The organism is Pseudovibrio denitrificans JCM 12308 (assembly GCF_001310815.1).
Taxonomy (GTDB): Bacteria; Pseudomonadota; Alphaproteobacteria; order Rhizobiales; family Stappiaceae; genus Pseudovibrio; species Pseudovibrio denitrificans.
This window is the reverse complement of the sequence record NZ_BAZK01000009.1, coordinates 140,520-158,822: the sequence shown is the minus strand read 5'-3', so window position 1 is coordinate 158,822 and position 18,303 is coordinate 140,520. Positions and strand designations below refer to the sequence as shown.

Annotated in this window: 12 protein-coding genes and 4 pseudogenes; 2 read left to right on the top strand and 14 right to left on the bottom strand. The window is 52.7% G+C overall.

Going from position 1 to position 18,303, the window contains the following annotated elements:
* Positions 1 to 22 precede the first annotated feature (22 nt).
* From JCM12308_RS32320 to yihU, 14 genes and pseudogenes are all read right to left on the bottom strand, one after another.
* Positions 23 to 685: an iron-containing alcohol dehydrogenase gene (locus JCM12308_RS32320; RefSeq protein ID WP_280138379.1), complete on the bottom strand. Its 663-nt coding sequence runs from the start codon at positions 683 to 685 to the stop codon at positions 23 to 25.
* A 300-nt stretch (positions 686 to 985) separates the two neighbouring features.
* Positions 986 to 3,382: a phosphoenolpyruvate--protein phosphotransferase gene (ptsP, locus tag JCM12308_RS14135; protein WP_054784188.1), complete on the bottom strand. Its 2,397-nt coding sequence runs from the start codon at positions 3,380 to 3,382 to the stop codon at positions 986 to 988.
* Between the two features lie 5 nt (positions 3,383 to 3,387).
* The gene (gene dhaL, locus JCM12308_RS14130) at positions 3,388 to 4,011 is read right to left on the bottom strand and encodes a dihydroxyacetone kinase subunit DhaL (RefSeq protein ID WP_054784187.1); all 624 of its coding nucleotides are present in this window, start codon (positions 4,009 to 4,011) and stop codon (positions 3,388 to 3,390) included.
* An 11-nt stretch (positions 4,012 to 4,022) separates the two neighbouring features.
* Positions 4,023 to 5,086: pseudogene (gene dhaK, locus JCM12308_RS14125) on the bottom strand (dihydroxyacetone kinase subunit DhaK).
* Between the two features lie 284 nt (positions 5,087 to 5,370).
* A pseudogene (locus tag JCM12308_RS14120) lies at positions 5,371 to 7,385 on the bottom strand (alpha-glucosidase).
* 127 nt (positions 7,386 to 7,512) lie between these two features.
* Positions 7,513 to 8,568, bottom strand: coding sequence for a TRAP transporter substrate-binding protein (locus JCM12308_RS14115; RefSeq protein WP_054784186.1), 1,056 nt, complete (start codon positions 8,566 to 8,568; stop codon positions 7,513 to 7,515).
* Between the two features lie 72 nt (positions 8,569 to 8,640).
* Positions 8,641 to 9,930: a TRAP transporter large permease gene (locus JCM12308_RS14110; protein ID WP_008547030.1), complete on the bottom strand. Its 1,290-nt coding sequence runs from the start codon at positions 9,928 to 9,930 to the stop codon at positions 8,641 to 8,643.
* A 30-nt stretch (positions 9,931 to 9,960) separates the two neighbouring features.
* Positions 9,961 to 10,485, bottom strand: a complete 525-nt coding sequence (locus JCM12308_RS14105; protein ID WP_054784185.1) for a TRAP transporter small permease — start codon at positions 10,483 to 10,485, stop codon at positions 9,961 to 9,963.
* Positions 10,486 to 10,577: 92 nt separating this feature from the next.
* Positions 10,578 to 11,102, bottom strand: coding sequence for a hypothetical protein (locus JCM12308_RS29970; protein ID WP_208978578.1), 525 nt, complete (start codon positions 11,100 to 11,102; stop codon positions 10,578 to 10,580).
* Positions 11,090 to 11,923: a hypothetical protein gene (locus JCM12308_RS29965; RefSeq protein ID WP_208978577.1), complete on the bottom strand. Its 834-nt coding sequence runs from the start codon at positions 11,921 to 11,923 to the stop codon at positions 11,090 to 11,092. The genes JCM12308_RS29970 and JCM12308_RS29965 overlap by 13 nt, the downstream gene beginning before the upstream one ends.
* Positions 11,924 to 12,410: 487 nt before the next feature.
* Complete coding sequence (locus JCM12308_RS14095; protein ID WP_054784184.1) at positions 12,411 to 13,265, bottom strand: class II fructose-bisphosphate aldolase; 855 nt, start codon at positions 13,263 to 13,265, stop codon at positions 12,411 to 12,413.
* A 195-nt stretch (positions 13,266 to 13,460) separates the two neighbouring features.
* The gene (locus JCM12308_RS14090; protein WP_054784183.1) at positions 13,461 to 14,201 is read right to left on the bottom strand and encodes a sulfite exporter TauE/SafE family protein; all 741 of its coding nucleotides are present in this window, start codon (positions 14,199 to 14,201) and stop codon (positions 13,461 to 13,463) included.
* 33 nt (positions 14,202 to 14,234) lie between these two features.
* Positions 14,235 to 15,286 (bottom strand): annotated as a pseudogene (locus JCM12308_RS31565) (aldose epimerase family protein).
* A 15-nt stretch (positions 15,287 to 15,301) separates the two neighbouring features.
* A pseudogene (yihU, locus tag JCM12308_RS14080) lies at positions 15,302 to 16,137 on the bottom strand (sulfolactaldehyde 3-reductase).
* Between the two features lie 248 nt (positions 16,138 to 16,385).
* Between yihU and JCM12308_RS14075 the strand changes: the two are divergent.
* Both JCM12308_RS14075 and JCM12308_RS14070 read left to right on the top strand, forming a co-directional pair.
* On the top strand, positions 16,386 to 17,279 hold the full coding sequence (locus tag JCM12308_RS14075; protein WP_054784182.1) for a sugar kinase: 894 nt from the start codon (positions 16,386 to 16,388) through the stop codon (positions 17,277 to 17,279).
* Between the two features lie 102 nt (positions 17,280 to 17,381).
* Complete coding sequence (locus JCM12308_RS14070; protein WP_008547099.1) at positions 17,382 to 18,158, top strand: DeoR/GlpR family DNA-binding transcription regulator; 777 nt, start codon at positions 17,382 to 17,384, stop codon at positions 18,156 to 18,158.
* The last annotated feature ends 145 nt before the right edge of the window (positions 18,159 to 18,303 follow it).

The window sequence follows — 18,303 nt, the reverse complement described above, 5'->3', positions numbered from 1 at the left end:
GCTGTTGAGGACACTCGGTTTTCTACGGCAACCTTGGCCTTATAACCATCAGCCAGCAGGGTGTCGTAACAGAGCTTGGCGAGAGCTTGGGCGGCTTTGGTTGGGAGGCCGCCTGCCATGGTGCTTTGCCGGAAAGACCGTTGGCGCGCGCCTCAAAGTAGGTGGATAACGCATCACCGATACCAGCGACCAGAAGGCGAACTGGAGCCCCTGCGATGATCTTTGTGTCCATGATGACCAGGTTCGGATTGGACGGGAACAGCAGATACTCTGAGAATTCGCCCTCAGGGGTATAAATCACCGCAAGCGCAGAGGTTGGCGCATCAGTTGAGGCAATTGTTGGCACCACGACCACTGGAATTTTGTGATAAAAGCCAATGGCTTTGGCTGTATCGAGCGTTTTACCGCCACCGATACCGACTACCACATCAGAGCCTTCTGCCTTGAAGATCTCCATCAGCCGATCAATCTCGGCACGGGAACATTCACCACCAAACTCTTCCATACGCTGCTCAATACCAGCGTCTGCGCAGCTCTTTTTGACAGTGTCTCCAACAAGGCCAGTTACGAAGCTGTCAGCGAGGATAGCTGCTTTTTGGCCCAGGGGTTTTATGTAGTCACCAATTTTGGCGATGGTGTCTTCGCCCTGAACGTATTTGCTCGGAGAAATGATGATCTGGTCCATGGTGTAATCTCACTGTTGGAGGTTGCCGCTTATCCCCGGACAGAGCGTACCGAAGTGGGTGTACAGGCACCCTGAAAGCGTCGTCATTCAGTGAAATACTAGGTGTCACTTTTTGGAGATACCATTCGGATAAATCCGTAAACGATCATATATTTACACCATTTGTCATATTAAGCCCTCAAAATGTAAATTTACAATCAATTCAGTCATCAAAGATCGAATGTACAGTGGACTGCTGGACACGCGTAAACACCCGCTTGCCGAGGGGCAAGCGGGCATGGTTATCCGACACCTATGAGATCAATTCAGGGAGGTTTGTCTGATCTGTTCTTTCAGTGCCGGCAGCAGTGAGGCGCTGGCTGAGAGCTTGGAGATACCTGCTTTGAGCAGCAATTCGGTGACTTGGGTGTCTCCTGCCATTTCACCACACATACTCACGGGTATCCCCGCGCGTTTCCCCGCCTCGCAGGTCATGCGGATGGCCCTGAGCACTGCAGGCTGAGTATAGTCAACCAACTCAGAAACCTTAGGATTTCCGCGATCAGCAGCCATCACATACTGCGTCAGATCATTGGTGCCGATGGAGAAGAAATCCGCCTCAGCTGCCAGGTTATCCGCATCCAACACAGCAGAAGGCACCTCAATCATGATCCCAACGTTCATCGGTGCGTTGCTATGTGAAAGCCCGAGCTCTTCACGCGCTTCCTCGACCAGTTTTTTGCAGTATTTCAACTCAGAAACCGTTGAAATCATTGGGATCATCATCTGAATGTTGGGCTGCTCAGCGGCTGCGCGAATGAGTGCGCGAATTTGCGTTGAAAAGAGTTTTTTGTCCGCAAGGCACATTCGCACCCCGCGATGCCCCAGAAACGGGTTCTCTTCCGCCTCCATCGGGTAGCTTTCCAGCGGCTTATCCCCGCCAACATCGAGCGTGCGGATGGTGATCGGATGATCTCCAAAGGCGGCTGCAATGCGCTTGTACTCTTCGTACTGAGATTGCTCATCCGGCAACTCGGCGCGTGACTGGAACAGAAACTCCGTCCGCATCAGGCCGACGCCTTCTGCGCCTGCTGCAATTACCTTCTCAGCATCTTCAAAGCTACCGATGTTGGCTTGTACCGGAAAATGAACACCATCGAGCGTGATGGCTGGTTCCATGGCCTTAGATGCGGCTTCTGCCTGTTCCGCTTTCCATGCTTCGTGCTGGGCAACCAGATCCGCTTCCACCTCTTCAGAAGGATCCGTCCAGAGCAGTCCTTCAAAGCCATCGAGCACGACTTGCTGACCATCTTCCAACAGATCAAACGCACCAGCCGCTCGAACAATCGCCGGGATGCCCATGGCTCTGGCGATGATCGCACTGTGAGAGGTTTTGCCGCCACCTGTCAGGCAGATGCCGAGTACGTGCTCTTTATCCTGCTTCGCAGTATCAGTCGGCGTCAGATCCTCGGCGATCAGGATTGAGTTGGCAGGCACAGAAGCGCCCTCACCCTCTGATCCGGTCAACTGAACCATAACCTGCCGCGTGATGTCCCAGATGTCGACAGCCCGTTGGCGCATGTAGTCACTGTCAGCGGCTTCATACTGGGCTTTAAGCTCAAACATCACCGAAATCCAGGCTTGTTCGGCAATCGCATTTTCGTCCGCTATGTAACCACGCAGTTTCGGTTCCAGTTCTGGATCCGTCAGCATGGCAACGTGCGCGGCGAAGATGCCGGACTGCTCTGCATCTTTCGCAGACTTTGCACTGCGTTGCATTTCACTGGCGATGGAACCGATTGCTGCAAACAGGCGGTTGCTTTCTTCACCGACACCAGCAAAGGCCCGATCCGGCACAGCTGGCATAACAGATTGGAAGAAGGCAACACGACCAAAGGCAATGCCTTGCGACGCTGGAAGGCCTGCGATCGCGCCTTCAACACTTTGCAATGGGGCAGGAGCTGGTTCCGCTTCCGCAACCACAGGTTCTGCAGTTACATCTTCACCAAATCCGTCTTCAGCCAGGACTTTGAAAGCCGCAATAGCTTGTTCTGCCTGTACCCCACTGGCAATGAATGTGATTTCATCATCACGGCGCACGGAAAGACCGGCAATGGCGTTGAGGCTTTTGGCATTGGCGCGTTCTTCTGCTTTTTCAATTTGAAGTACAGCATCAAAACCAGCAAGGGCGCCGACAATAGCAGCTGCGGGGCGCGCGTGTAGGCCGTGAGGATTGAGCACAGTCCAGTTGAACCGAAGCTCCTCTCCAGCTGGAACCTCAGGCGCCGCAGTGACGACCACCTCTTCTTCAACACCCAGATGCTTCTTCTTGGCACTCAGCGCGCCAAGCGCCTCCTCTTTCACGGCAGCCAGTGGCAAACCAGAACCAGCTGCAACGGCAGCAGCCATGGTGCCTTCTACAATGGGGGCAGCGCAGAGTTCGACGGAAGACGCAACTTCATCTCCCAGTAACTCTAGAGCCATCTCAGCGCTCAGCAAAGCGCTGCCAAGGTCCATAAGAACCAAAACGCCATCGTCATCCATTACGGTTTCAATGGCGGTCATCACTTGAACGGGGTCTGTGCCGATTGGATTGGCGGGATCATCAATCCCGCCCGCCACTGCAAGGGCACACTTGTTCTGTGTCATCTGCTGCGCCAGCTCGGCAACACCTTCTGCCAACTTGGAGCTGTGAGACACAACGACGATGCCTACCACTTCGCTTAACTCCCAACGACCGCGCGGGAAAGCGCTTTGACCATGAACATGGTTGAGGTTGCGCCAGCATCCTGATGTCCGATGGAGCGTTCACCCAAATAGCTCGCACGTCCCTTCTTTGCCCGCATATCAACCGTGGAGGCAACGCCAGCATCTGCTGCAGCTACCATGGCTGGCAAAGCAGCCTCGAGGCTCTCAGCTGCTTTGGCCGCGTCAAGCACAGGCCACCAGGCATCACACATGGTTTTATCGCCCGGCTCAGCCTTGCCGCGCGCAACGATGCCAGCAACGCCAGCCTCCAGCACAGCTGTCAGGTCGGTCAGATCCAGCTCATCCTTGCCTTTTGCGGCCGCCGCTGCACGAATGAAGAACGTGCCATAGAGCGGACCAGAAGCTCCACCAATGGAAGACATGAGTGTCATGCCCGTGGTTTTAAGGATCATCTCAATGGACATGGCATCCATGGTCGGCAGCTTTTCCAGCACCTTCTCAAAACCGCGGTTCATGTTGATGCCATGGTCAGCATCACCAATTTCTGCATCAAGCTGTGTGAGGTAATCACGCTGTTCGGCAAACACCGCTGCACAGTCTTTAAGCCATTCCAGGAGTTGTTCTTTTTTTACTGTCATAGCCGTAATCCTTAAACTCCCCAGCGCAAGGCTGGTGCATTGACCGGAACATCCCAAAGCTTCAGAGTTTCTTCGTCAGCCTTCAGCAAGGTGATGGAGAAGCCTTCCATATCCAGCGCGGTGCAGTAGTTGCCGACAAGATTACGGGCCAGCTTGTAGCCGGCTTTGTCAAAGCACTCTGCCATTTTGCCGTAAACGCCATACAGCTCACCCTGAGTGGTGCCGCCAAGGCCGTTCACCATCACGATAAACTGGTCGCCCTGCTTGAACTCTTCTGTGGTGATGTCCTGCTCTTTCCATTCACCTACCTCACGGTCCCACGTGCGAACGGTGCGGGTGTACGCCGGTGTGTTGATGATCTCATCACACATCTGCTCAACCAGTGTGTTGAGGTCGCTGTAGGAGCGGCGCTCGATACCCGGTTCCCCGTGAATACCGACACCAAACTCGATTTCATTATCTGCCAGTTCAAAAGATGGTTTACCGTTGGCTGGGACCGTACAGGCTGACAATGCAACACCAAAGGAACGGGCACGATTGTTAAGGCGCAGGGTCAGTTCCTCACACTGGGCCAGATCATATCCAGCCTCAGCAGCAGCACCCACAATCTTCTCAATCAACACGGTCGCGCCAACGCCGCGGCGGCCTGCGGTGTAGAGGCTGTCTTTTACGGCCACATCATCATCAATGGTGATAGAGCCACTGGGATGTCATCAAAGTGAAGAAGCTCAACGGCAGATTCAAAATTGAGGACGTCGCCGGTGTAGTTCTTGATGAAGAACAGAACGCCCTTGCCGTTGTTTACCTCCTTACCGCATTCGTACATCTGGTCAGGTGTTGGAGAGGTGAACACTTCACCCGGGCAAGCGGCTGTCAGCATGCCCTTGCCAATGTATCCGGCATGAAGGGGTTCGTGACCGCTGCCGCCACCGGAAATAAGAGAGATCTTATCTTCATTGTCCTCCCGCCAGATGTAGCGCGGCTCCTCGGAGAATTTCAGTTCCGGTCGTGCTGCACGCATGCCAGCCAACTGTTCAGCAACGACATCTTCAACGCGGTTGATCAGTTTCTTCATTGTTTTTGCTTAACTCCCGAGCAGCAAATCCGGACCTGATTATTCCGTTGGTTCAAAGAGCCTTCACGAACTTAAACTCTCCAACATTTCACCTTGTTGCTCAGGGGCCAGAAGGCATCTGATTGACGAAGGCGCATCCCATGCCAAGATTGTGCAAGTTCCGTGTTCTCTGAATACCTGCGGAATATCGTCCTCTTCATTTGGTAGGTTGAAATCTGACAGTGATCGGCATCGCACCGAGGGTGGTTTTCGCAGGCCAAGCAACCTGCGAAAACCGAAGAGTATTAGGCTTTTGCGACCTGAGGCAGAGCTGCAAACAGGTCTGCATATTCGCTGGATTTACGATAGAAAACAGGCGGCTCACCAAGCGGTGCATCCACGGTGACCCAGCCACCTTTGAACGCCTGCCCCGACCACGCATGCACCCAGTCATCTTCCGGCAGGTACAACTTCCACTCCGTCTCTTCCTTATTGTAGACCGGTGCGACTATCACATCGCGGCCCAGCAGGTATTGGAACTGAATGTCATAGGCCGTTTCATCCTGCTCATAATGCATGAACAGCGGGCGCATAACCGGAATGCCAGCCTCTGTGTTTTCCGCAATTGCGGCTTTCAGGTAAGGCTTCATACTGGCAAACACGCGGGACATCCGGCCCAGATGGAAGAGCGTTTCATCATCAGTGTCGAACTGGTGGTTGTCACCCGGACGGTTGCCTTCATGAGAGCGCATCATTGGTGTGAAAGCGCAGAAATCAATCCAACGCATCATCAGCTCTTTGGTGCGCTTCATGCCATGCAAAGTGGTGTAACCACCCACATCCGAGTGGTGGATACCGTTGCCCATCAGACCAGCGGACAGTGCGCCCGGAATGACGGAGGCCAGACCATCTTCAATGCACCAGTCCACGCATTGGTCACCTGCCAAAGCACATGGCAGTACCGCTGGAAGCCCGTGCCCCCTGCCCGCATGAAGAACAGGATGTCATCGATCTTGCCGCATTCTTCAATGGCTTCGTGGTTGATCTTCGCCCAACGGCGCGGCCAGTCGTTATGCTCCAGCTCAGCAGAGCGACCATTGGAGAGGGTGCAGTCGGTTGGCAGGTACTCACTGAAATCAGCCATCCAGCCATCAAGGCCAAAGCCGATCAGGTTTTCTTTGATGACGCCCTTGTACCATTCGCAGGCCTCATCATTGGTGAAGTCCACCACACCGCAATAGAACTCGCCGAAATCAACCAGATAGTCACCACCATCAGCCTTGGTGGCCAGATAGCCTTTTTCCTTGGCGATTTTGTAAAGGGACTGCCCTTCCAGCACATACGGATTGATGTAGCCGAGGAAGCGGACGCCATCTTCTTTGAGCTCATGGATCTTGGTATCAAGGCCCGGATACAGTTCAGGGCTCCATTCCCAGTTCCAATGCAAGCGCTTTCCGAAGGACGTCATCTTGATGCCCTGCCAGTCCTGATTCCAGACACCGGCAACTTTGACGCCCGCCTTTCTGGCCCGCTCAATTTTCTCAAGAGTAATATCGGTGCCGCCCTGAACGCCCAGGATCACGCCATCCAGCACCCAATCCGGCAGTTCTGGCTGCGTGCCGAAAACATTAGAGATGTTGCCGACGAGCGCGGTGAAGCTATCTTCCCGGTCAAACAGCAGGTAGTCTGGGATGTTCCAGGCCTGCAGCTCATGGAAGTCATCATGGCGGAAATCAAAGTCCGCGTAGGCTGTTGTCTGTAAGTGGCAGAAGTATTTGTCATTGGATACAAAGGTCGGCTGCGGGTAGTTGGTGTTGTAGTAATCACCGCCCGCTTTATCCTTGGTGTCTGCCAGCCATGTCACGTAGTTATTCTTGTTGCGGCCAACACCCGGCTCAGACGTCCAGAGCGGGAAGTTCTTGCCACGCAGATTGAAGTAGGTCAGCTGCTCGCCGCAACCGTAGACCTTCTCTTCCGGTGTTGCATGGACGCGCATCCAGAAACGGTTCACCTCATCTTTCAGGCTGTTGAAGTCCACTATCAGGCGGCCTTCTTCCGTCTCATAAATGGTCAGCGTGAGATAGTCCTCACCTTCAACCCCGAGTGTGATGCTTGTCTTATCGCCTTCCTCGTCAATCCTGAAAGCACGCATTGGCAGGCGGGATTCGACATAATCTTTGATGTCAAAGTTCCCGCGATACATATCGAAGGTGCCTTGACCGCTTCCCAGAAAGATTGCCGGTTTGTCCAAGCTGTGCGTAAAGACGGTACGGTCTTTGTGCAGAACAGTGAAGCCATTTTCTTGTTTAACAATGTTCATTTGAGTGCCTGCGGAGTTGGTGCGACACCGGCCTGTTCTGGCGGATCGGTCTGTCAGCACCGGGCTATCGAAAATCTGGAACGGATAGAAAAAGGGCGCGGATGATGTTGCCCGCGCCCCTCTTGTCTTACTTCAGAGAAGCTGCGTAGGACGCATCGATCTTAGCTTCACATGCTTTGATTTCGTTTTCAAAGCGCTCCAGCCAAGCCTTACCGTCTGCATCGCTGTTTTCGATGAAGTAGTCGCGCACGCCAGCAGTTGCTGCCTTGAATGCTGCGCGATCTTCTGTGGTTGGGGTGTAGATGGTGCCGCCTGCCTCACGGAACTCTTCAAACGCTGCAAACTCACGCCATTTTGGATAGGAGCGCAGATACTGGTTCTGAGCTGCTACACCATCAATCACCACTTTGCGCAGTTCTTCAGGCATACCATTGAACTTGGCGTTGTTCATCACCCAAACGCCGCCCATGTAAGCGTGACCATCCAGAGCGATGTACTTCAGGCTTTCCTGGAACTTCATCATGGTGATGTCCACGATGCCGTTCTTGGTACCGTCAACAACACCGGTAGACAGGGCGGTATAAACTTCCGGCCATGAGATCGGAGTTGGCGCAGCACCCAGCTGCTTCACCAGTTCCTGCTGGATTGGAGCTGGAACGGTACGCAGTTTCAGGCCTTTTACGTCATCAGGATTTTTGACCTGCTTGTCAGTAGTCGCAATGTTACGCCAGCCGCCGGAGTTGGACACCATCATCAAGCGCAGAGTGTCATTGGTTCTGCCCAGAACGTTGCCGCGAACGTCAGCAAGGAACTCATCGTTGTCATAGACACATTCAGCAACGCGGTCATCGCGCAGCATGTAGGGCAGGTCAAATGCACTCACTGGAGACCAGTAGTTTGCCAGTTCCGGAATGGTTGTCTGGAAGTAATCAAACATACCGTTCTGAACGCCTGCCAGACACTCTTTTGCTGTGCCGCAAAGCTGACCGCCCGGATAGATCTCGACTTCGATCGCGCCATTGGAGCGGGATTCTACAAAGTTTTTAAACACAAGCAGTGACTGGTGGTTGTAACCGTCAAGGTTGGTTACGTGCGGAGCAGTCAGAGTGTAATCTGCTGCCTGTGCACCCGCAGCCATGAAAACTGAGCTGAGCAATGCGATTGCTGTTTTCTTAAAGTTCATGTTTTCCTCCACATGAGTTTTAAAGTCTGCTGCCCCACTCCCGTTGCAGCACGTTGGTAAGGGTTGGATCGCCTACATCACGCCCAGCAGTTTCGGGAAACCGATGACGAGCGCAGGGAAGAATGAAATCAGGAAGATGACTACGAATTCGATCGCTAGGAACGGTAGGATCGCTTTCGAGATCTTTTGCAAGGGCACCCCGGAAACACTTGAGGCGACGAAGAGAACGAGACCCATTGGCGGTGTTGCCAGACCGATGGAAAGGTTGGCGCACATGACCACACCGAAGTGGACCGGATCAATACCTGCCTGTGTCATGATCGGCGCAAGAATTGGCGCGAAGATCAGGATTGCCGGACCTGCATCGAGGAACATGCCGACGATGAACAGGAAGACGTTGATGATGAAGAACAGCAGATAAGGATCACGGGTGATACCGAGGAAGAAGGAGGTGATGTCCTTCGCGATACCGGACAGAGAGATGGCTGAAGCAAACCCGCTCGCCGCGGCCACAATGATCAGAATTGCCGCTGCATTGACAGCGATGCGCATGAACATCGGGAAGACGCTGGCAGGCTTGAGCACTTTCAGCACGACCACGGACAGGATCAGCGCATAGAACACGGCCACAGCAGCAGCTTCAGTTGGCGTGAAGACACCTGAGTAGATACCGCCCAGAATGATCACAGGTGTAAGCAGCGGGAAGAAAGCCATGGAGAAGCTGTTCCAGCGCTCTTTGCGGCTGGCCCGTTCAAACTGCTCAACATCAGGATACTTCTTGATCTGCCAGCGGTTGATGATCATCAGGCCGATGCAGAAGATGATGCCAGGGACCACACCTGCGATGAACATCGCAGCCACGGAGGTGTTCATCACGAAAGCGTAGATGAGCATGATACCGCTTGGTGGGATGATGGTGCCCAGAACTGTTGCCGCTGCAGTCAGAGCCGCCGCATAGGTGCGGTCATATTTGTAGCGCTCCATCTCAGGGATCAGCATGTTGCCAATCGCAGAGGTCGCCGCAACCGAAGACCCCGTCAACGCTGCAAACAGGGTGGAAGCCAAGATCACCACGTGACCGAGACCGCCACGGAAGTGCTGCACCATGGTTTGCGAGAAGGTGATGATACGAGTGGTGATACCACCGTTCACCATGAACTCACCCGCCAGCATAAAGAACGGCAGCGCCAGCAGCAGGAAGTTGTCGAGACCAGCGTAAAGGCGCTGGTAGAGCATGTTGATGAAGAGAACCTTGTCGTCCTGGAACAGAGCAATCACAGGGGACAAACCAAGCGCGAAAAGCACTGGGGCACCAATCAACAAGAAAATCAAGAAATATAGAAGGAAGATCGGAGAGACCATACCTATACACTCCCGTTAAGGTATTGGAGCCTAAGCGTTTTCGCTTTTGTTATTGGCGTTGAAATGGATGAACTGGTCCAGCTCGCCTACCAGCTTCTGCAAAGCCGCGAGGCAGGTGATTGCCAGCAGCGCAGGCGGCGCGATGTAGATCACGTACATAGGGATCGGCAGACTATCTGCGGTGACAGAGCCCGTGCCAAAGAACACCCAGCCAAACTTGATCCAGACTGCGAACAGAACCAGTGCAATCACATGAATGATGGCTTTCAGCAGATGCCCGATGCGTGTTCCCTCCACTGCATCCAGCACAAACGTCATGGCGATGTTTTTGCCTGTCAGATAGATGACCGGCAGCGCCAGATACGTCATGTAAATCATCAGAAAGCGCGAGGCTTCATCCGTCCAGCTGATGGGACTGTTGAGGATGTAGCGGAAGAAAACCTGCAGCAGCACAATTGAGGTCATGATGACCAGGAAAAATCCACCAACATACTCGCCTGCCCGGGCGATGGGATTGTTGATGGCGGCGAGGCCTTTTTCGATCGCCTTAAGCATGATGCTCTTTCCTTGCCTTAAGAGTTGCCCAAAGAGAGGAAAGAGCGCTCTGAAGCATGAGAGCCAAAGACAGCTTCAGAACGCTCCGGGTATCAGGTGAGTTCGACCACCTCGATACCGAGGCGCTTGGCAAGCGCGCGAAGAACCGGACGATGGTCGCCGTAAGTCAGAGCAGTGTGATGCTCCAGCCCTTCTGCGATCATCTTTTCCATGAAGTCTTTGACCGGTGTGTCCAGCTTTGCTGTGCCAGCAGTGCCAGAGAACGCCAATGGAGCACGTACCATTTCACCACCAGCCAGTATGAGGCGCAGCTTGCCATACCCCTGGCTGAAGCGCGCCATCGTGATGCGCCCCGGCTTCAAAGCAAACTCGGAAAGCAATGGCAGCTTGCGATTACTATGGATCGTTCCCTGCACTGGCTGGTCGCGATCGGCCATATCAATTGGCGCCTGCCCGCAATGCCAGAACACAACCGTGTCATCTTCAACATTCACGTCAACAAGATCTGTGTTAAACACGCTATTGCCCGATGCGTGCTGCAATGTGAGAGATGTCACGACACCCATCATGTCTGCCTCACAGCCACTTGGGGTCCGGTCTTCATTCAGGAGCGCCAACGCACCACACGCGCACATCCGTATTCAGTAAAGAAGTCTGGCCAGCAGCGAACTGCCACACCGGCATAATCTTTTTCATCTGCTTCGGTGCGCAGCTTGGAGTAAACCTTGAGTGTTTTGCAGGTGGCTTCCTGATCCAGATCCGCCAGATTTGGAAAGTCCTTTGCGCGTCGCTCATAAGGTGCGTCCGCGACTTCATCCGGCAGTTCCTTCACCTGATCGATGAAGTCGATCACCGGAATACGATCAACACTGATGCCAAAGCGGTCTGCCAGTTCCTGCTCATTGAAGTTGCAGGCGTCAAACCCATCCGGATGCTCACCAACCAGTTTGAGCTTTGAGCCTTTGAGCTGGTTGACGATTGCGCCGGCACGCGCCAGCAAACGCAGCTCTTCAATCGCTTTTGGACTTTCAGCAGCTGCATGAACATAATCGAGACGGATGTTGCTGCGGCTGAGAGCGTGGGAGGCCAGATTGACACCGCAGAATGAGTTGAGGCGCAGACGGCCACCTGTTCTTGCTTCCGGATAGGACCACATGACGAGCGGCGCATCGATGGCTTTGCCGAGCTCAACAGTCATGGTGGCGTCAGTGAAAGTCACCTGCAGCAGAAGAAGCATATCGAGCGGCTTTTCCTGAAGCTTTGGCATCACTTCCTTGACGGCGTCCGCATCAAACAGCAGCTTTGGTTCACCAACAAACTCAGCGTCCAGTGTCTGGAGGTTCTTCCAGGCTTGCGCGAGAATTTCTTCTGCATAGGGAACATCAAAGGTTGGACGACCGAGCGCGACGATGCCAATACGGGGTGTGTCGACGGACATTATTAACTCCCTACTGTATTTAGCCGAGAGTGACGTTTCCGCGTCTGAAACCTCTCTCCCCCAGGCCTTTTTATCGAGGGCTCCCCAGCCCCCTTATCTTGTAAAAACAGACTACTTTGAACCTTAGTGACTAACTATGAGTAATACCACATAAATGGTCATTATTTTTTCCTTTATGCTCATTTATTTGGTGATATTTGACATTTTTGTCCACTTTTCAACGTTCATTGTTATTTTTTGACGCAAAGAACGATCATGTGCTTGGAACTGGTGTTTTCAGAGTAGGACAGCGGAGAAAACAAGCAATGCGGTGATATGTCTGCGTTAAAATGCGCAGTTTTCTGCGCTTACGGAGAGTATGCACGGTATAATTGAGCGTTTTCTTACATGCATCCAAAACAAGAAGTGCCAGCCTGTGGGGCAGACTGACACTTGGCTGCTCATCTCGGGAGGAGTTGCAGCATCGGGAATCACATTGGAAGGTTATCTAGGCTTTTCCATTGGACCCGAAGACACGAATCTTCTCTTTTACTTTCTGTTTCATGACTTCCTCACCGCGACCGAGTGAGTGCGCCAGATGAAACTCTTCAGGATCGTTTGCAAAGACTTCCTGCACACCCAGCGTAAAGGCCTGGCGAAGTTCAGTATCTACATTCACCTTTGCAACACCTAGCTCAACTGCCTTCTTAACTTGCTCATCTGGCACACCAGAACCACCATGAAGCACCAGTGGCTTCTTCACTTGTTCTTTGATTTCCTTGATACGCTCAAAGGCGAGCTTCGGTTCGCTTTTGTACACGCCGTGCGCGGTACCGACAGAGATCGCCAGATAGTCCACACCGGTCTTTTCGACGAACTCCTGCGCCTCTTCCACTGTGGTGATCATGGCATCCGCTTCATCAACGGTGATGTCATCTTCAGTGCCGCCGATCTTACCGATCTCACCTTCGCAGCCAATGCCCAGAGCATGGGCAACATCAGCTACTGCTCTGGTTGTCTTGGTATTTTCCTCGAAAGGAAAGCCAGAACCATCAAACATCACCGACTGAAAGCCTGCACGAGTAGCTTCCATGGTCTGCTCAAACTGGCGACTGTGATCCAGGTGAATGCAGACAGGCACAGTGATGTCTCGCATGAACGTGTCGATCATGTCCTTCATCTGATAAAGGCCGAGCGTGTTGATCACTTTCTGACCAACCTGGATCATGATCGGAGCGCGTTCTTCTTCAGCTGCAGTCAAGATCGCACGAATGGACTCCGCGTTGTGAGCACTGAATGCGCCAATAGCGTATCCGTTCTCCCAAGCGTGCTGGATCATTGTTTTTCCTGAAACGTAAGGCATTTGTTATGTCCTCGGGGTCATTCCACGTTCTGCTGGATGGCTCCTCATGCCAAACCCGAACCCGTGGCTGGCATTTTCGCTTTCCATTTATGGTTATGACTGTAAATTCTCACAGATATGATCAAATAACAACATTAATGATCATTTTTATGTCCAATTTTGCTCACAGCCGTATTGCTACGTAGGGTATTGCGCTCAAATTGGTAGATTTTTGACTATCAACATCAGTCCGATGAACAAAAGCAGTCCATGAATGATCTTGTGATAGTCGATTTTGTAAGTGTGCAGCAGATGGTAGCCAAACATGCCAAGCGACATGCCGATGATGAAAGCAGGCAGCGCTTTGACCACATGACCTATGACCACATCGGTGAGCAGTCCCTGAAACCAGAAGCCTGTGATCGCCCCAACCATCTGAAGCATAAAGAAGAAAACGAGCGTGGATTTGGCCTGATCTGCCGTCCATGGCTGCATGGAAGTGTAAGCGATCACTGGCGGTCCCGGCTCACCAACACTCGCGCCCAGAGCTCCTGAAAAGAAACCGGTTCCAACGGTGATCGGTTTCGAAACCTCTTTGAACAAAGCCTCTCTGGAAAGGAACGAGTAGATGCTTGAGGCAACGAGGACGACACCCATGGTGATGAGAATAGCTTCTGCAGGCAACCGCTTGAGCAAGTCCGCCCCCAGATAAGACCCCGGCAAAGAGCCAAGAAACAGCAGCAAAGCTGGCTTCCATCTGACATGAGTGCGCATTTTCCAAACGATCGGGAATGTCACCAACCAGCCGAAGATGCCAGCCACCGGAACAGCAGCTTTCACGTCAATAGCAAGGGACAGAAGGGGGACTGAAACAAGCGCCAGACCGAAGCCTGTGAGGCCCTGGGTAAAGCTACCCAGAGCTATGATCGCTGAAACGACGATGATTTCGAATGTCATTGTATTTCTCTGGCGCCCGTCTGGCGCAGATGATTAGCGTGTGCTGAACCGATGGATCGTCTTTTGTTTATAGACATCTTCCGGGTCCAGCCGGATGCTGGGGAAGTGCGGCTTGTTCGGGCTATCCGGGAAGTGCTGTGTTTCCAGACATAACCCACCAAACTCCTCATACTTATAGCCATTTCGCCCAAACCATGCTTTGTTGGAGAGCTTGAAGCCATTGTAGAACTGGATCGCAGGCTGCGTTGTTTCCACTTCCATCACACGACCCGAGGCTGGATCATACAGCTCAGCTGCTTTCTTGTACTTGCCTCGGCCCTCGCCGCTTAGAACGAAGTTATGATCAATCCAGCGACCAGCCAGCTTATCCATGTTCTGACCAATGACAGCCCCCTCACGGAAGTCCAGCCCTGACCTTGCCACGCTTTTCACTTCCCCTGTCGGATCATATTCTCCGCAACAGGCGTATAATGATCCGCAAACAGCTTCAGCTCATGGTCCTCGACTGAGCCTTTGTCGTGCCCCGCCAGATTGTAATAGCTGTGGTTCACCAGATTGAGGATGGTTGGCTTGCTGGTATGGGCACAGAAGTTGAAGTGCAGCTGGTTGGCATCATCCAGAGCGATGGTGTGAGTGACACTCAACGTCCCCGGATACCCAGATTCCCCATCTGGCGACACCCGGTGCAGGTGCACACGGACAACATCTGCTTTTTCTTCAATGTCATAGCCCCAGACATACTTATCGAAACCCTTGCTGCCGCCATGCAGGTGCTGCACGGTTGGTGGCTCATTGGTTTCCAGCAGATACGCCATACCATCCAACGTAAACTTGCCATCCTGAATACGGTTTGCGCACCGCCCGGCAATCGCCCCGAAGAACGGATGCCCTGCCAGATATTTCTCCAGGGACTCGTATCCCAGCACCACATCATCCTTGTTACCATTGCGATCAGGAACGATCAGCGATGTGACGATGCAGCCATAATTGGTGAGTGAAACCTGAAGACCATTCTTGTTGGTGATCGTGATCAGATCTGCGCTTTTGCCGTTCACTTGACCAAATGGAACCACAGTGACTTCCATTGGAACCTCCCGATTTTACTTTGCTTTGGTTTCAAGCCCTGAAAGCGCACGCAATTGCTCTAGAACGGCGGACCAGTCCTGACGCCCTCGCCCTGCACTGCGCGCGATATTGTAGGTTTCGCGGGAAGCTGCCCCCATTGGCATCGGCACCCCCACCTGATTGGCAAGATCGAGCGCAATACCCAGATCCTTGTGCGCATGGTCAATCATGAACGCGGGGCTCAGATCACCAGCCAGCACCTTATTGGGCCACGTGGTGGTGAAGTGCCCTTTGCCTGCTGGCGTTCCGCTCATGACAGACATGGCCGCATCAAACTCAAGCCCAATGGCTTCTGACAGAGCAACCGCTTCTGCCGACAGTGTGTTGAGCGCAATGCTCATGTAATTGTTGATGATCTTGACGCGAATGCCCTTGCCCGGGCCACCCGCATCCACCGTGTCAGATCCCATCAGATCAAAGAGCGGCTGCGCTTTTGCGATCTGCTCTTTCGTGCCACCAGCCAGAACCAGCAGAGTACCAGCAATCGCATGGTCGGACGTTCGGCCAACCGGCGCTTCCATCATGGAAAAACCAAGCTTCGCCATATCAGCAATCATCGCATCCGTTTCCAGCGGATGCACCGTGGACATATCAATCACCAGCGCATCTTTGGAGAGCGTTGTCGCAACACCGTTTTCACCCATCAGAGTTTCACGAACCAACGCCCCGTTTGGCAGCATGGTTACAACAAAATCCGCCCCACCTGCAGCCTCTGCCGGACTGCTTGCAGCAACGGCGCCATTGGCAACCATGGAGCAACAGCCTCTGCACTAACATCATGAACACGCAGCGTATGACCACCTTTGGCCAAGTTCGTCGCCATAGGTTGTCCCATTTGGCCCAACCCGATAAATCCAACTGTTGCCATGTCTGTGCCTCGTCATGGTTAGTACTGTCATTGTGTTCATTTAGTACTGAAGATGCGCAAATTACAACACACTGTGATTGTTTTTGTCTTTTTTTGGTGATAAATTTGTACACACATGAGTAATAACACGCAATATCTGGTCTGTATCCGCTAAAAATGATCAGAATCTGCGTATAATAACGGAGAGATAAATGGTCATTGCGTGCGTTGGCATCACAGTTCTGGATCGTGTTTTCAGAGTCGAACAGTTGCCCACCACCGGAGGTAAGTTTGTCGCTTCGGATTACTTTGAGATTGGGGGAGGCCCGGCTGCAACCGCGGCTGTGGCCGTAAGTAAACTTGGGTATCCGGTTGATTTCATAGGCCGTGCTGGCACAGATGACGTCGCCACGAGCATGATCAAAGAGTTGGCTGGTTACAATGTAAACACTCAGCATCTCCACCAGATTGCCGGTGCCAGCTCGTCCTTCTCGGCTATTTTGGTAGATGATCACGGTGAGCGAATGATCATAAATTACCAAGGTGACCAACTCTCTCCTGAAACCAGATGGCTCGAAAAAGTTGATTTTGCGCGCTACAACGCCCTTCTGGCCGACGTCCGTTGGCATCAAGGCGCTCACTTTGCCCTCAAAGAAGCGAAGAAAGCGGGTGTTCCTACCGTCCTTGATGGGGACGTAACCCCCCAAGATATAACGGATTTGGTAGAACTGGCCGATCATGTTGCTTTCTCTGAGCCGGGTCTGGCGAAATTCTCACAGGTTGATGACCCTGTGGCAGGGTTGCGCATTGCGCAAACGAAAACAAACGCTAAACTCTATGTCACAGTTGGCTCTGAAGGATGTTACTGGCTGGAGGGAGACGAGATCTGCCACCAGGCTGGCTTCAAAGTGGATGTGAAAGACACCACAGGTGCAGGAGATGTGTTCCACGGTGCCTTTGCCGTTGCAATTGCTGAGAAAATGACGCCCAGAGAGGCCGTTACATTCTCCAGCGCAGTGGCCGCGCTCAAGTGTACGCGTCTTGGTGGACGGGATGGAATCCCGGATCGCACCAGTGTTGAGGCATTCCTGAAGGCTGATGCCTGAAAAAATGCTCCGGCAAGCCTGCCAGAGCTTTCGTTTTGACAGAATGATCAGCTGTCCTATACGCATTTTTGTTGTTTTCTGATCAGAGATTTTGAGGCCTCTATGGTTGATACGGTCATCATTGGAAACCCGCGCCACGAGCGACTGGTGAATTACGTCAATGAAAAAGGCTATGCCAGCGTTGAAGAGCTAGCCAGCGCGCTGGACGTATCAGCTCAGACAATTCGTAGAGATATCAAGCGATTAGCAGCACAAAAACTGCTCATCCGGCATCATGGTGGTGCTGGCAGGTGTTCCAGCGTCGTCAACCTGGATTATGAAGTCAGACAGGTTTCCGAAACCGAAGAAAAGGAAGCAATTGCCGAAGCAATCGCAAGTTCGATTTCTGACAACAGCACCGTCTTTGTGTCCATCGGCTCCACAACAGAGATCATCGCTAACCACTTGCTCAAGCGTAGTGGCCTGCGCGTGATCACCAACAGCCTTCGTGTTGCCAACGTACTTTATAGCAAACCTGATTTTGATGTGATGGTTCCGGGTGGCAAACTGCGCAGCAACAACAGCGGCATCATCGGCACAACAGCGCTTGAGTTCGTCAAGAAGTTCCGCGTCGACTACTTGATCACCAGCCTCGGCTCAATCGATACGGACGGCACAATGCTGGACTATGACTTCAACGAGGTTGCCATTGTCCAGGCCGTAATGAGCACCGCCCGCAACACCTTCATCGCCGCCGACGCCACCAAGTTCTCAACCTCCGCCGCCGTAGAACTCGGCAACATAAAAGACGTCACCGCCCTCTTCACCGACAAAGAACCACCCACCGACCTAGTAAAAATCCTAAACAGCAACAACGTTCAGCTGAATGTGGTGATGTGAGATGAGTTTTATAGAACGTGTAACAATGAAGAAGTAAGAGCAAATTACTTTGGGAATTAGCTCTTTTAACTATTGATTTGCCTGAGTCTCAGCCATTTTTCTTTTCTCCAATGAAGGCAAAACAAAAATTTTTCATACATCGATC

What these genes read in the sequence shown, in the direction of transcription:
- JCM12308_RS14070 (WP_008547099.1), top strand. Translation starts at nt 17,382, where the DNA reads ATGGTTGATACGGTCATCATTGGAAACCCGCGCCACGAGCGACTGGTG.
- JCM12308_RS14110 (WP_008547030.1), bottom strand. Translation starts at nt 9,930, where the DNA reads ATGGTCTCTCCGATCTTCCTTCTATATTTCTTGATTTTCTTGTTGATT.
- JCM12308_RS14115 (WP_054784186.1), bottom strand. Translation starts at nt 8,568, where the DNA reads ATGAACTTTAAGAAAACAGCAATCGCATTGCTCAGCTCAGTTTTCATG.
- JCM12308_RS14090 (WP_054784183.1), bottom strand. Translation starts at nt 14,201, where the DNA reads ATGACATTCGAAATCATCGTCGTTTCAGCGATCATAGCTCTGGGTAGC.
- JCM12308_RS29965 (WP_208978577.1), bottom strand. Translation starts at nt 11,923, where the DNA reads ATGTCCGTCGACACACCCCGTATTGGCATCGTCGCGCTCGGTCGTCCA.
- JCM12308_RS32320 (WP_280138379.1), bottom strand. Translation starts at nt 685, where the DNA reads ATGGACCAGATCATCATTTCTCCGAGCAAATACGTTCAGGGCGAAGAC.
- JCM12308_RS14105 (WP_054784185.1), bottom strand. Translation starts at nt 10,485, where the DNA reads ATGCTTAAGGCGATCGAAAAAGGCCTCGCCGCCATCAACAATCCCATC.
- JCM12308_RS14075 (WP_054784182.1), top strand. Translation starts at nt 16,386, where the DNA reads ATGGTCATTGCGTGCGTTGGCATCACAGTTCTGGATCGTGTTTTCAGA.
- dhaL (WP_054784187.1), bottom strand. Translation starts at nt 4,011, where the DNA reads ATGACAGTAAAAAAAGAACAACTCCTGGAATGGCTTAAAGACTGTGCA.
- JCM12308_RS14095 (WP_054784184.1), bottom strand. Translation starts at nt 13,265, where the DNA reads ATGCCTTACGTTTCAGGAAAAACAATGATCCAGCACGCTTGGGAGAAC.